Below are 13,378 nucleotides of genomic sequence, written 5' to 3' on the forward strand. Positions count from 1 at the left end.
TGCGTCACGTACCACGCGACCTAAACCACTGGATCACCCGAGTTCGCACGCTGTATACCGGTCTCGCGTGCCGTACGCCGTTGCCTGCGCTCCAGCCGGTCTTCCTGCAACACCCGCCGCCCAGTGCGCGTAATGAGCACCAGCGCGATCGCTAGCAACCCAGTACCGAACAGGTAGCTCGGCGGAATGAAGCGCGCGTTCGTGAAGCGCGCCACCAGCGAGATATAGAACGGCGCCAGCCCGCCGAAAAGCATGACCGAAGTGTTATACGAAATCGCCACGCCGGTGGAGCGACCCTGCACGGTGAAGATCTTGACCAGCATCCCTGGATGCGCGGCACCTTGCAGCGTCAGGAATAGTATGCCGACAACCCGTACGATCATCAGACGGCTCTCAGTGGGGTCGGCCAGCAAATACGAGAACAACGGAAAGACGCAGATCAGCCAGCCCACGATAAAGAAGAAGAACAGCCGATACGCGCCGACACGGTCCGCCAGCAAGCCGAACACCGGCGACAGAACGCACATCACGATACTCGTGACGAATATCCCTTGCAGCGACGAACTGAGTGACAGATGCAACTGAACCTGCGCGTAGGTTGGCAGATACGCATTCCAGACATAATTCAGCGACGTGCCGGCGATCATCACGCCCATCGCGCACACCACGGCATCGCCGTTCTCACGCACAAAATCGCGAAGACGCTCGCGCATGGGCGCCCGTGCCGCGGCGCGTGCCTGCATCCGGTTGAATTCATCCGATTCGTCGACATGATGGCGGATGTAGAAGCCGATTGGCCCGACCAGCGCGCCGATCAGGAACGGCACGCGCCATCCCCAGGCCGACAGATCCGCATGCGACAGGTGACGCGACAGCAGGTAACTGCATCCCGAAGACAACATCGCGGCGATCCCGATCGACAGCATATTGAAGCTGCCGTAAAACATCTTCCGGTTGGGCGGCGCGACCTCGTAAATCGTCACCGACGACAGCGCGAATTGCGCACCCACCGCGAAGCCTTGCACCAGGCGGCCGATCACCACCAGCAGCGGCGCGACGAGCCCAAGGGTCGCGAAGCCCGGGGTCAGCCCCAGGATCAGCGAGCCCACCGACATCAGCACCATGATCCACGACAGTACCTTTACCCGTCCGACCCGGTCCGCGGCCGCTCCCATTACCACGCCGCCGATCGGACGGACCAGGAAGCCGACCGCGAAGGTCGCGAACGTCAGCAGCAACGCCCCGCTGCGATCAACGGTAGGAAAAAACACCCGCGCGATCATGCTCGAAAAATAGGAGTACACCATGAAATCGAACCACTCGAAGGTGCCTCCTATCACCGTCGATACAATGGTTTTCCAGACCTTCCCTGAATCGCTTTGGGCGTCCATGTGTTTATCCTCCGGCCCGCAGGGTGCGCAACGTCTGCGCAAAAAAATCCTGAACCACCTCGACAACCTGCATGCCGTTGTGGGCAATATTGGCCATCTCGTCGAAGCGCACGCGAACGCCGGCAGCCTCGAACGAGGCCTTCAGCGTGCGTAGCCGCTCCGGGCGCGTCGCCCCGGCATCGTTGATACCTGGCAGATACATCGGGCTATCCTCGGGCACCGTGATTTCCCAGGTTTCCAGATCTGCCCGGCCCACCACCATCTGCACCGGCACACGCTGCAAGGCGGCCAGATCGAATGGCTTGCCGAAGTGTCGCTCGAAACCGCCCGTGCCCAGCCACCAGTCCTTCGTGTCGTCGAGCACGGTGACGTTGCCGGGCGCACCGATCGACGCGGCCCACAGCCGCTCCGGATGCGCGTACGCAAAGCGGTTCACATACTGCCCGCCGCCCGAATAGCCGAACAATGCGAACTTGTCGAAGCGCTTGCCATAACGCTCGCCCACTTCGGTCACCATGTCGAGCAGCACTTTGTCGTAGCGGATATCGCCTTCGATGAGTCGCTTGAAACCACTGCGCTCGCCATCGCCGCGCACGCCCACCGGAAACAGCGGGCACAGCACGATGCAGCGGTTCCAGCGGCCGAACGGCGCGAACGCATCGCGATACTGCGTGAACTGACGCCCGGTGCCATGCATCACGACGACCAGTTCGACATCATTGCCGGGTGTCAGTACTTCAGGCGGCACGTACAGCACATACGGAAAGCGTGGATCGTGACGACTCGCGTACACGGTGGTCGAACCCAGGTCGTACAGCGCTTGCGCTTTCTCATGACCCGGAGTGGATCGCTTCTCTGCATCGAACATCTGTCATTCCTCTCTGACGATTCCAACGGTCTCGTGCATGCCGCGCGTTGCGTGGCACACGTGCTTATTCACAACTCACGCCGCTTCGGCGAGCGGTTCGTGGTGCAGGCTGTAGCGGGTGAAAACGCGGTTGAGCGCGGGCATCGGTGCGACATCCATTTCGCCTGCGCCCGGCAGCATGACGATCATCGCGACTGTCGCGGTCATCGTGTGACGTGTGCCCGGGCGCGGCGGACGGCATACCGAAAACGGCGTGCCGAACGCATCGAACAACGCGGCCTTGACCGCGTCGCGATCGACCTTCGGTGCGGCTTTCAGCAACTGACGCACGCGCCAGTCGCGGTAATAGCTGTCCGGCGAGCTATCGCAACCGGTATCCAGCAGCTTGGCGCGAGCGACCGGGCTGAGCCAATGGTTCGCGTGCACGATCATCTGGTCGTCGTCCGGATAGATCGGGAAAGCTTCGTTCGGCGCGCATTCGAAATCGATGCCGAAGCCCTCAGCCATGCCGAGCATGATGTTGTTCGAACACGATTTCGGCGTGGTGGCGATCACCCGCAACGCGTTCGCGAACATCGGTTCTTCCAGCACGCGCCGACGCAGCAGCGACAGCGGCACGCCCAGTTGCGTGAAGTCGCGCTCGGACTCGAGATAATTCGCGGTGATCGACACGCCCGCGGCATTGAGCCCGCTGCGCGCGAGGCCACCCGCCTCGACAAAGGTCAGAAAATCGGGGCCGTCGTCGCTGCGCACGCGCAAGACGATGCCGGTATCGACGCAATCGGCCTTCCAGTCCCAGTTCTGCGCATGGATCAACTGCCCGGTCGACGTACGCGACGGCAGCACCAGCACACCGGTACAACCGTCTTCGTCGTCGGCCTGCAGCGCCATTTCGACGCGCGCCTTGGCCAGCACCTCGGTCCGGGCATTGATCATCACGATGTCTTCGAACGGCACTTCCGCGCCGGTGGCAATGCCACGCATCTCGTCCAGGTACGCAGGTTGAAACTCGCCGATGACCTGTTCGAGCGAGCGGATCAGCGCCGTCTGCGACGCTTCGCTGTAGCCAAGATTGCGCAGCGTCTGACCATAGCGGGATGCGCTCAGGCGCACACGCGCCGCCGCCGCACGGCCATATTGCAAGCCGCGTTCATACGGTTTGCCGGACACACTGACGAATGGAAACTGCGGAAACTGCTGGATTTGCGACATGTGTGGGACTCCTCACCCTGGCTGCCGCCGACGGCATAAAGCGGGAGTAAGCCCGCGCTGACGCCATCGGCCTGATTTGTGACAAATCGATTCTCATTGGCCACAAACAAAATAAAAAGCGTTATTTTCTTTATCGAAAGGAAAGAAATTTTTTCGTTTCGTGCGATCATGAGGCGCGCGGAGACAGGGGGAAATCGTGCAATCCGTGCACGTCCCGGAGGCTTTGGAGGAGATCCCGCATGAGTGAAATTCGAATGCTGCGGACGTTTCTCGCGATCGAGAAACATGGAACGATGGCGGCGGCCGCCGATCGCATGGCGCTCACACACGCCGCTGTCGGCGCGCAGATGCGCACACTGGAGCGCGTATGCCAGCGCCAGTTGTTCGACCGCAGCGGGCGCAGCATCCAGTTGAACGATGCCGGCCGATCGATCATCCAGCAGGCGCGCACGGTGGTGGCCGCGTATGACTCGCTGTTGCGCGGCGTGGCCGACGAACTCAGCATCGAAGGCTCGATCACGATCGGCTCGACGGTGTCGTCAATGGGTTTTCTGGCGGCTAACGTGATCCGGCTGAGGGTCCCCTACCCCGGGCTGAAGGTGCGCCTCGCGCACGGCAGCAGCGCCGAACTGGACCGCCAGGTGCGTGCCGGGGAAATCGATGCGGCGGTGATCGTCAGTGAACCCCGGGCAACCACGCTACCCGAGTCGTGGGAGCGCCTTTACGATGAACCACTGGTACTGCTGGTCAATCCGGCGATCGCCCCGGCCGATGCGCCGGTGAGCTCACTGCTGAAGCGTCATCCGTTCATCGCCTTCGAAGCCGCATCGCTGACAGGCACCCATGTGGCGAGCCTGCTTCGGCGGCTGCGCGTCGAGGTCAACCCCATTCTGGAAATGAACTCGATCGCCGCGATTGCCGATCTGGTGCGGCAGAACGTGGGCGTGTCGATCGTGCCGCGTCTGCGGCACGCCGCCTGGGACGAAGACCCGCTGCTGTCGGTGAGGCCGATTCCGGGCACCGCGTGGCGCCGGCACATCGGCTGGTATGAGTTTGGGCGACAGCCGCTGGCCACCGCGATCGTCAAGAATCAATTGCTCGCGGCGCTGGCCGAGTAAGGCCTCCGCCTTCAGGCTCCTTGCGATCCACCAGCGCCTGCGCTTGACGCAACATTTTCGCTGCACGGGATTGTCGACGACTCGCGCCACGATGTCGAACGGCCGAAACTGGGGGCAGCGCCTGGATCCTTGGCATACTGGTCGATGTGCTGACTCCCGAGGATTGACTCAGGAAAATCGAGCACACTCCAACCAAAATATCAGGAGACACAGACCCATGAGTGATCAGCCGTTCGGACGCTCCCGCCGTGATTTCATGCGTATTGCCGTGACAGCAGGCACCACCGCAGCGCTGCCGTGGATGAAAGACGCCAACGCGCAGTCACCGGCCAGCTCCGCAACCCCTGCACCCGCCACCGGACACGCCACAAAAGGCACACAGCTGATCCTGCTCGGCACCAAGGGGGGGGCCGACGCCGTCCGACCTGCGCGCGGCACCGGCGAACGTGCTGGTGGTCGACGGTCAGCCCTACGTGGTCGATTGCGGCAACGGCGTGGCGCTGCAATTGACCAAAGCGGGTATCAAACTGCCGGGCATCCGTGACATTTTCCTGACCCACCATCATTCGGACCACAACGCCGATCTCGGCAACCTCGTGTTCCTCGCCTGGGCCACCGGCCTGCGCACGCCCGTCAACCTGTACGGGCCGCCGCGCATGACAAAGATGATCGACGACTTTGTCGACATGAACGCGATCGACCTCGACGTGCGGATGCGCGAAGAAGGCCGCCCGCCATTCCGGCCACTGATCAACATTCATGAATTCGACGGCCCACGCCTCGTGATGGAAGACGACCGCGTGCGCGTCACCTCGACACTGGTCGACCACTACACGATCAAGCCGGCATTCGCTGACCGCGTAACCCGGCCAACGCGTAGTTCGCTCGTCAATTGCTGAACCGCCTGGACGCCCATCGTTTTGTGCCACATGCGGCGTGACACGATTCGCGCGACAACTGCCGACGAAGCCGGCGGTGTCGTAGTTCTTGTCCGCGCCGACTGTGATGCCGAGCGGCGCAACACTTGCGGCATCGGCAAGCATCCGCCCGGCCGCGTCGCGCTCGGCGGTGCCCGTCGCCAGCGTCACCTGTGCGTTGACCACCAGGCCATGCCGGTTGTCGGTCAGCACGTGGCCCATATAACAGAGCATCGCTCCGGTTCCTTTGCTCTTGCGAAACAGGCGCGCCTGCTCGTCCGTCGTGGATTGGTGCGTCTCGTTACTGCGCTTCTGTCCGTGCCAGTTGTCATTCGGCGCGGGCGGTTCGTCAGGAGGCGTGTCGTCTTTGTCCGGACTTGCCTTGGGCACAAAGCTCTTGTGCCCGGCCCATGCCTGAATCAACGTGCCGTCAACGCTAAAGTGCTCTCCAGAAAGATATCCGCGCTCGCGCGCGGTCTCGACTGTCTCGTTGAAGAGCAACACCAGCACATCGTGTTCGAGCAACCGGTCGCGGTTCTTGCTGAACGTCGAGTGGTCCCACACGGTCCCGTCCATCGGCAGGCCGACGAACCAGCGGAACAACATGTTGTAGGAAATCTGTTCCACCAGCATGCGCTCGCTACGAACTGAGTACAGCACCTGCAGCAAAAGAGCTCGCACCAGCTTCTCCGGCGCGATGCTCGGCCGGCCACCTTTCGCGTCAGCTTCGTACATCCGCGCGAAAACGTCGTCCATGCGCTTGAGCGCGTCATTGAGCCAACTGCGAATCGGACGCAACGGATGGTCCTTCGGCACGAAATCATCCAGCTTCAACACGGTGAACATTGACTCGGTAAAACCATCTGGCCCACGCATCCGTTCCATCTCGCTCTCATTGATGACATCAGTTCAACGTTTACACCTGCGTCCCGGATGACCGCTACATGAGGTATTTCACCGGCCTGTTAGACAGCGAGTACTCGAAAAGCAGGCCCAATTGCTGTGCATTGTTGCCCTCACCCGTGCGGTCGTACAGGTAACCGTACATCAGCGAAAGCAAAGCAAATGGTGAGAGTTGATACGAATCCGATATCTGGTAGACATCGTGCTGCTTGTATTTCGGCGTGTTGGTCAGGTTCTCCGTGTGATAGGCCAGCCAGATGCGGTTGGCACCGATCGCATACGAAGCCCCCGCGTTGAACACGCTAAATACCGCGCCAGGACCCGCGGCACCACCGCCCGCCAGCGTGTAGCTACCGCCCGCCCCAACGCCAGGTTCGTCTCCGCGCTCGTAGCCGGCCGCCACATTCAACGGCCCGTTGATGTACTGGACGATAACGTTATAGAACCCTATGCCGTTGCCCGACCCGGTCGTCGAATCGCGCAATGCCACCATGAATTTGGCGTTCAGCCCATCAAACGTGGGCGTGTAGTAGGAAATACCACTGTTCGCACGGATGATCAGACCATTGAAATTATTCATGGGCGACGCGATGCTTTTGACCCAGGACGGATCCATTGCCGCCTGAAGGACGTCGTATTGCGGCGAGTTCTGCAAGCCGAAGCGGACTTCGCCGAATCCGCCGGACAGGCCGACATACGCTAGACGATTAAAGGCTTCGGCCGCGTTTGTGGCCGCACCCGTCTGACCGGAAAAGGCTTGCTCCAACTGGAAATTGACGTGCAGGCCGCCACCGATATCCTCGCTGCCCTTAAAACCGTAACGTGTCGCGAAGAGTCCGCCGGGTACCGCACGGATCGCCGAATTGTTGCCGCTCGAACTTTGATAGACAAAGCCATTGTCGAGCACGCCATAGAGTGTGACCGTCGACTGCGCGAACACGGGGGAGGCGGACGCACAGGAAAAGACTGCGCCGGATGCGAGAATGATAAACCTTTTCATACGGAATCTCCGTTCTTATTCGCATCGGAATGCCGACGCTTTTATGAATAGTTATTAGTTTGTACAGCTAATATAAATGCCATCCAGTGAGCGATCGAGCGTGCCCAATACCCCCGGATATGCCGCAGTCTTTCGGATGGTGGGCCGGTTTCGGGGCGGCCCCGGGTTCTTGTCTGTCGGATCGGAGGACGGTAACGGCGGGGCAAGCTAACAGCCTTAAGTAGTTTCGCTGCTCAATCCGATCTCCTTTGATTGAATGTATTTTTTGCTTTGGTCGATTTCGATTCCGGCGAAAACGTATCGAACATCATTCGACAAGGTTAATTGCGCGGCAGGCGATGGGTCCATGTATAAAACTTCGATTGAATGGCATTTTTTTACTCGCAACCGGACGGGGTAAACCAGTAACGATCCGGCGAACCATGTGCGGTCTGTGCAGCTCACCGCATGGTCTATGCGTGATAAACCGCACTCGCGAAGGACTGTAGCGCCGAGTTTGTGCGAAACACTGGATCGCATCAGTTGGATGGCCGGACAGTGCCCGCTTTCCAGTTCAACGTCTGCCGCCCACCCTCCTCGCTCGGTTCAACCCTCAATAGCGTGGGCATGCGAACTCCGTTTTGCTGCGCGGGTGCAGCCATCGGATGGAGTAGTAATGGAGTAATGGGGCCATTCGCCCCTGAATCTTTAGGCTGCCAGGGAATATGTTTAATCGACACGGCATCTGAAGGAACCAGCGGTGCGCGTCGCCAATTCGCCGCATTTGAAGCGGCTGTTCGACATCAAGTCATGCGTTTTGGCTGCCGTAATCAAGTCATCGGGGCCGGTTGCACCGGTAACTACGCCGGGCAGACCCTTTCTTGGAGTCGATCATGAGCTATGTACGCGCCGCGGGTAAGGCCACGCGCAGCCTTTGCCTCTTTCTCTTTTCCAGCGCCGTGTTTCTGCTATGGGTATCACTCGCAGCTGGAGCCGGATTCATCCTGCTCCAACTGCCCGATGTATGGGCGACGCACAGCAACGACGAAAATACTCGCTATGCGATCATGTCTGTCACCGCGTATGCGCTGATTGTGGGTGCGCTGTTCCTCGTCTTCATTGCGGGTTCCATCGCGCGATTATCCGACGCGGTGATAGCGGCACGAACGGCGGTTCGACACCTTCGCGAGATACGTGCGGTCCGGCGCACACAAAGTGAGCGCGTCGCCGCAGTTGCGCTGCATCCGGCCCGGAACACGCTTTAACGCCGAATGCTTTCGCGCCCCCTTGGCTCACGAACGTGGGCCTTTTCAGTTCCATATTCCCCGGCGCATTGGCGACCGCACTGCAACGGACGACGGCCGGCACATCTCGACCCGTTGCGCTCTGTCGACCCAATGCGACATTTAGGCGGCTTTCAAGGTACAACGGCCGTTCATTGATTCGCGACGGTCGATTCGAAGCGAGGCGGCCGCCTGGCGAGGGAAACTGCAGAGGGAGGGCTGTTTTGTCATGAGCGTCAGGCGCTGCTTTAAGCCGCTAAGTCCCCGGCTTCGTGAAGAATCCATTTCGCAAATGCCTGTAGTGGCCCTTCACTCAACTCGATCGGATCAGGAAGAACGAGGCAGAAGGTTTTGGTGATCGCTTTGCCGTCCGGCCAAGGCGCGACCAGTCGGCCTTGTTCAAGCTCTGCCCCGACGTAAAGACGCGGCACCAATGCAACACCCAAGCCGGCTAGCGCCGCCTCTATCAGCATGGAATGCAGATCGTAACGCGCGCCAACCGCCGAATTGGTCAGTACGATGCCAGCCTCTTGTGCATAAAGCTGCCACGCGTCCGGATTTTGTCGCCTGTGAAGGCGTGGCAGCTCATCTAGCGATATGTTCGCATCGGCGTCTGCGAGAAGCGCCGGACTACAGACGGGCACAAGCACCTCCTCCAGCAGGCGATGTAGATGCATACCTGCCCATGCTGGATGCTCAAAATGGATTGCTGCGTCGAAACCGCTACCGGCAAGAATGAAGGGTTCCATACGTTCGGCGATATGCACGGTAATGTTCGGATGCTTGTTTTGAAAGCGTTTCAGTCGAGGGATAAGCCAGCGGGTGGCAAAGGTCGGAATTGCGGCGATATCAATGCTCGCGCCCGCGATGGGCTGTCCCATCAGATATAGGCTGTCCCGTTCCAGCCGATCCAGAATCTCGCGAACCTGCTCCGCGTATCGTGTGCCGCTGGCCGCAAGCCGTACCCGATTTCCAACGCGCTCGAACAGCGCGACGCCCAAAAACGCCTCCAATCGACCGATCTGACGACTGACCGCGCCCTCAGTCAGCGCTAACTCCTCGGCCGCGCGGGCGAAGCTGCCGTGTCGAGCCGCGGCCTCAAAAGCCAGGAGCGCGGAATTGCTTGGAATCTTACGTCGCATTGAAGTCTCGCCAATTGGTATGCGCTCAACGTCAGCTTGAGTAAATGTCACCGAAGGCTGACTTTATATCGCTATATACGCTGAAAATATCAGATTAGCATTACCTTACTGCAATGAGCATGGATCATTTACTGCAATATGCTCGCCCGTCACGAAGGACAATCTGATGATCTACACCGTGGAATGCAGCTTCGCCGATCCCAACTGCGAAGCCGAATGGAACGACTTCTACAGCCTTGAAAAACTGCCCGCCCTCATCTCGGTCACTGGCTTCCACACGTCGCAGCGCTTCAAGTCGTTAAGCGATGGCTGCCCGGTCTACCTCGCCGTCCACACGATTGACAGTCTCGACGTCCTGACGGGCGAGGAATATCGCCAGAAAGGCGGTGGCAATTTTGCAAGGTGGCAGCAACACATCACCGACTGGCACCGAAATCTCTACAGCGATATCGGCCTCGCGCCGGCAGTCAATGCAGATGAACTCCTCGTGCTTTGCGCAGGCGGCCCCGAACCTCTGATCCAGATGGGCCTCACACCGTTGGCAATGCAAGCAGTTGCACTGGAGAAGTTTCCGGACCGCCGTTGGCTCGCAAGACTGCCCCGGCGAAACGCCCAGCTTGTCGAGAGCATGTCGGAAGGCGTCCACCTTTACTCGCCGATGACGGAACAACTAACGTGTTCCCGCACCGTTTCGACCGAACAGGGAAAATAGGTCCGCGATGCCCAATGTCACCTTCTATATTCCTATGGGGCAAATGCCGTCTGACGAGAAGCTTGCCGAGCTTTCCAGCGACTGCATCAAACTCTGTACGCGTGTCCTTGAAGCGACACTCGAAAACGTTCATGTCGTCTATGTCGACGTTCGGCATGGGCACGGACATCCCGTCTTCGCAGAAGTCCAATATCGCCTTGAGACGTTTCGCACGCTCCCAGTAATGAACCAGTTCATGGAAGCCCTGGACGACGCCATCGCGCGCTGCACTGGTCTCACGGCGCGCATCCGTTGTTTTGGGTATGCCGCATCGAACATTCACGCCCGAAATTAGAAAGTCTTCCGGAGAAGAATTGTGTCCACCTTTACCTTTCCAAGTCAGCAAGTCGGTGATTTCACGATCACCGCTATCAGCGACGGCTACCTCACCGCTAGCCTGGACTTCCTCTCGAACATCGCCCCCTCCGAGGCCTCCAGAATGCAAAGTGATGCAGGGCAGAAGGAGCCTTCCGCCGTGCATATCAACTGCTATGTAGTACGCGAAGCGGGCCGCACCATTCTCATTGATGGTGGGGCTGGAGGCGTCAAGCACTGGGGCGGCCGCCTGAAAACGAATTTATCGCTTGCTGGCGTCGAACCATCTGAGATAGACACAATCCTGCTCACACACGCCCATCCCGACCATGTCGGAGGGCTAGTGGACACAGCCGGACAAATTGCTTTTCCGAATGCGGAACTTGTTGCTCATCAGCGAGAGGTTGAATTTTGGCAGGATGATGGAAATTTAAGTCATGCTAACGAACGTTCTCGAGGTAACTTCCTGATAGCGCGACAAGTGTTTGACGGCTATCGCAACAAGCTCCGCACTTTCGATGAGGGGGAAGTGCTTCATGGTATCAGAGCGATGTCGCTACCGGGACACACAGCTGGACACTCCGGATATCTTCTCGAATCCCATGATCAGGGCCTGCTTGTCTGGGGAGATATTGTTCATTTTCCTCACATCCAGATTGAACGGCCAGACGTATCGATTGCATTCGATCAAGACCCTTCTCTGGCAGCCACCACACGATCACGGCTTCTCGACCTGGTCAGTTCGGAAGGACTTTTGATCGCCGGTATGCATTTGGGGGAACTCGGCTTCGCGCGAATAAAGCGAACGAGCGGGAGCTACGGTCTGCTTTACGAGAACGAAGCATGAGGCCGCGAACAGAAGCAACCATCTTCGACCGCCGCTTACGAAGGTCCGTACATCGATAGGCAACAACCAGGCGCAGCGATCATGCCGGTCCAATCGCCTGTGTGGCCTAACACATGTGGCTCACTGAACTCCTTCACGTCGCGCAGAGCCGGCAAAATCCGCAGCGCGAAATTGCGGCTGACATGTCACCACCACGTCTACGGAAGCTTCAGATTCATTACGGGTATAGCGTCCACGTAATGCAGACCATAAATAAGTTTTACTTTCCGATTTACCGTCGCGCCGCCATTGTGTGAGCCAGACAGCCAGTCTATAGCCACAATTCATGCGCTGCGCAGCCGCATTCATGGGAAACGTGGCTATCTCTTCAGATGACCATTTCTTAAGATTCCTTAAGGAATCGTTCATTGATCGTCGTCGTTCAGGGGCGGGATAGTTTTCAGTACTCAAGCCGATCCCTGGACCCACGGTCAGACCATAAAATGGAAAGGAGACAAATCGATGGAAAAGCGCATGATGACCTTGATGTTGCTCGCTGCGGCCGCATTGGCCGGCTGCGGAGGTGGAGATAACGTCAGCGCACCGACACCGCCAAAGCTACTGACGAACATCGCCGTGCCCAATGCTTCGAGCCCACCATTCAGTTTCGACATCGGCTACGTCGAGGCCGGCAAGTACTTTCTCGCCGACCGCAATAACAAAGCAGTCGATGTCGTGGACACCGGATCGAACACGTTGATCGCGCAGATCCCAGGGCCGTTCATCGGTGCCGGTGCGACGACAGACGAGTCCGGTCCAGACGGAATTGTAGGTATCACCGGCACGAACACGATCTATGTAGGCGACGTCGACTCAGTTAAGGTGATCGATACGGCTGCGCAAAAGACAATCAACACAATCGTCATCAGTAATTCCGGATCGCGCGTCGACGAGGGCTGCTACGATCCTGATGACCACCTTGTGATGTTCGCAAGCCCCGGAGACTCGCCGCCGTTTGTCACGTTGATTTCCACGCTGACACAAAAGGCAGTGGCAAAGCTTCCATTCAACGGTTCGTCGGGGCTCGAAGCGTGCGCATATGATTCTGCCTCGAAGAGCTTTTTGATCAACAATGATGGGACTTCTGCCAATCCCGATGGCGAACTCGATGTCATTACCGCCAGTTCTGCAGTGGCAGGCAGTCCTTCTGTCAGCAAATCGTTTCCACTAGGGAAATGCGGACCGGCGGGAATCGTGCTTGGCCCGAATAACGACGTGCTCGTGGGATGCGATCCGCCGGCGGGCGACCCGCTCATCACGCTGATCCTCGATCGTACGAGTGGCGCAATTCAAGCCAGCCTGCCATTTGGCGGGGTGGACCAGGCCAGTTACGATCCGGCTTCCAACCGCTATTTCCTCCCGGCCCGGCACTACGTCACGAGCGGTGTCGCTGCAGCGTCGGGATTTAGCCCGCAGATGGGCGTAATCGATGGCGCGTCACGGCAGTTGCTCTTCAAGATTCCGGTGGGCACAGGCGCGCACTCTGTCGCGATCGACAGCACGCTTGGGCAAGTGTATGTGCCGTTCCAGCCCGGCGCGGCAGGATTCCCGAACGGTGGAATCTCAGTGTTCTCGACTCATTAGTCTTTCCGATATGGGTCATCGCCTAGCGG

General features: G+C 59.0%; 13 protein-coding genes and 1 pseudogene. 7 read left to right on the top strand and 7 right to left on the bottom strand.

Annotated features, from left to right (window positions below):
• Positions 1–20: 20 nt before the first annotated feature.
• From ACUN0E_RS04610 to ACUN0E_RS04620, 3 genes are all read right to left on the bottom strand, one after another.
• Positions 21–1,391 carry an MFS transporter gene (locus ACUN0E_RS04610; protein ID WP_445565791.1) on the bottom strand — a complete coding sequence of 457 codons (1,371 nt, stop codon included), beginning with the start codon at positions 1,389–1,391 and terminating at the stop codon, positions 21–23.
• Between the two features lie 4 nt (positions 1,392–1,395).
• On the bottom strand, positions 1,396–2,148 hold the full coding sequence (locus ACUN0E_RS04615) for an alpha/beta hydrolase (protein WP_445570379.1): 753 nt from the start codon (positions 2,146–2,148) through the stop codon (positions 1,396–1,398).
• A gap of 186 nt (positions 2,149–2,334) precedes the next feature.
• A complete protein-coding gene (locus tag ACUN0E_RS04620; RefSeq protein ID WP_445565792.1) occupies positions 2,335–3,471 on the bottom strand; it encodes a C45 family autoproteolytic acyltransferase/hydolase in 1,137 nt (378 codons plus the stop codon).
• A 239-nt stretch (positions 3,472–3,710) separates the two neighbouring features.
• Here ACUN0E_RS04620 and ACUN0E_RS04625 point away from each other — a divergent pair, with 239 nt between their 5' ends.
• A complete protein-coding gene (locus ACUN0E_RS04625) occupies positions 3,711–4,589 on the top strand; it encodes a LysR family transcriptional regulator (protein WP_408388283.1) in 879 nt (292 codons plus the stop codon).
• Between the two features lie 494 nt (positions 4,590–5,083).
• The gene (locus ACUN0E_RS04630) at positions 5,084–5,488 is read left to right on the top strand and encodes an MBL fold metallo-hydrolase (protein ID WP_445570380.1); all 405 of its coding nucleotides are present in this window, start codon (positions 5,084–5,086) and stop codon (positions 5,486–5,488) included.
• On the opposite strand, the pseudogene ACUN0E_RS04635 reads toward ACUN0E_RS04630, so the two are convergent.
• Positions 5,437–6,382: pseudogene (locus tag ACUN0E_RS04635) on the bottom strand (IS5 family transposase); the annotation flags it as partial. The gene ACUN0E_RS04630 and the pseudogene ACUN0E_RS04635 sit on opposite strands and share 52 nt — an antisense overlap.
• Before the next feature lie 64 nt (positions 6,383–6,446).
• On the bottom strand, positions 6,447–7,409 hold the full coding sequence (locus ACUN0E_RS04640; RefSeq protein ID WP_445565793.1) for a porin: 963 nt from the start codon (positions 7,407–7,409) through the stop codon (positions 6,447–6,449).
• 872 nt (positions 7,410–8,281) lie between these two features.
• Here ACUN0E_RS04640 and ACUN0E_RS04645 point away from each other — a divergent pair.
• Positions 8,282–8,653, top strand: a complete 372-nt coding sequence (locus ACUN0E_RS04645; protein WP_445565794.1) for a hypothetical protein — start codon at positions 8,282–8,284, stop codon at positions 8,651–8,653.
• Positions 8,654–8,919: 266 nt separating this feature from the next.
• On the opposite strand, the gene ACUN0E_RS04650 is transcribed toward ACUN0E_RS04645, so the two are convergent.
• Entirely contained in the window at positions 8,920–9,813 is an 894-nt protein-coding gene (locus tag ACUN0E_RS04650) for a LysR substrate-binding domain-containing protein (protein ID WP_445565795.1), read from the bottom strand.
• 166 nt (positions 9,814–9,979) lie between these two features.
• Here ACUN0E_RS04650 and ACUN0E_RS04655 point away from each other — a divergent pair, with 166 nt between their 5' ends.
• From ACUN0E_RS04655 to ACUN0E_RS04665, 3 genes are read left to right on the top strand one after another with little or no spacing between them, the layout of a single operon-like run.
• Positions 9,980–10,525 carry a sugar ABC transporter gene (locus ACUN0E_RS04655; protein WP_445565796.1) on the top strand — a complete coding sequence of 182 codons (546 nt, stop codon included), beginning with the start codon at positions 9,980–9,982 and terminating at the stop codon, positions 10,523–10,525.
• A gap of 7 nt (positions 10,526–10,532) precedes the next feature.
• Complete coding sequence (locus ACUN0E_RS04660) at positions 10,533–10,859, top strand: hypothetical protein (protein ID WP_445565797.1); 327 nt, start codon at positions 10,533–10,535, stop codon at positions 10,857–10,859.
• Positions 10,860–10,880: 21 nt separating this feature from the next.
• Positions 10,881–11,726, top strand: coding sequence for an MBL fold metallo-hydrolase (locus ACUN0E_RS04665; RefSeq protein ID WP_445565798.1), 846 nt, complete (start codon positions 10,881–10,883; stop codon positions 11,724–11,726).
• Between the two features lie 120 nt (positions 11,727–11,846).
• Here ACUN0E_RS04665 and ACUN0E_RS04670 read toward each other — a convergent pair whose 3' ends face one another.
• Entirely contained in the window at positions 11,847–12,134 is a 288-nt protein-coding gene (locus ACUN0E_RS04670) for a hypothetical protein (protein ID WP_445565799.1), read from the bottom strand.
• A 93-nt stretch (positions 12,135–12,227) separates the two neighbouring features.
• Between ACUN0E_RS04670 and ACUN0E_RS04675 the strand changes: the two genes are divergently transcribed.
• The gene (locus ACUN0E_RS04675; protein ID WP_445565800.1) at positions 12,228–13,349 is read left to right on the top strand and encodes a hypothetical protein; all 1,122 of its coding nucleotides are present in this window, start codon (positions 12,228–12,230) and stop codon (positions 13,347–13,349) included.
• The last annotated feature ends 29 nt before the right edge of the window (positions 13,350–13,378 follow it).

The organism is Paraburkholderia sp. D1E, assembly GCF_052682275.1.

What these genes read in the sequence shown, in the direction of transcription:
- ACUN0E_RS04620 (WP_445565792.1), bottom strand. Translation starts at nt 3,471, where the DNA reads ATGTCGCAAATCCAGCAGTTTCCGCAGTTTCCATTCGTCAGTGTGTCC.
- ACUN0E_RS04675 (WP_445565800.1), top strand. Translation starts at nt 12,228, where the DNA reads ATGGAAAAGCGCATGATGACCTTGATGTTGCTCGCTGCGGCCGCATTG.
- ACUN0E_RS04670 (WP_445565799.1), bottom strand. Translation starts at nt 12,134, where the DNA reads ATGAACGATTCCTTAAGGAATCTTAAGAAATGGTCATCTGAAGAGATA.
- ACUN0E_RS04645 (WP_445565794.1), top strand. Translation starts at nt 8,282, where the DNA reads ATGAGCTATGTACGCGCCGCGGGTAAGGCCACGCGCAGCCTTTGCCTC.
- ACUN0E_RS04650 (WP_445565795.1), bottom strand. Translation starts at nt 9,813, where the DNA reads ATGCGACGTAAGATTCCAAGCAATTCCGCGCTCCTGGCTTTTGAGGCC.
- ACUN0E_RS04660 (WP_445565797.1), top strand. Translation starts at nt 10,533, where the DNA reads ATGCCCAATGTCACCTTCTATATTCCTATGGGGCAAATGCCGTCTGAC.
- ACUN0E_RS04610 (WP_445565791.1), bottom strand. Translation starts at nt 1,391, where the DNA reads ATGGACGCCCAAAGCGATTCAGGGAAGGTCTGGAAAACCATTGTATCG.
- ACUN0E_RS04640 (WP_445565793.1), bottom strand. Translation starts at nt 7,409, where the DNA reads ATGAAAAGGTTTATCATTCTCGCATCCGGCGCAGTCTTTTCCTGTGCG.
- ACUN0E_RS04655 (WP_445565796.1), top strand. Translation starts at nt 9,980, where the DNA reads ATGATCTACACCGTGGAATGCAGCTTCGCCGATCCCAACTGCGAAGCC.
- ACUN0E_RS04625 (WP_408388283.1), top strand. Translation starts at nt 3,711, where the DNA reads ATGAGTGAAATTCGAATGCTGCGGACGTTTCTCGCGATCGAGAAACAT.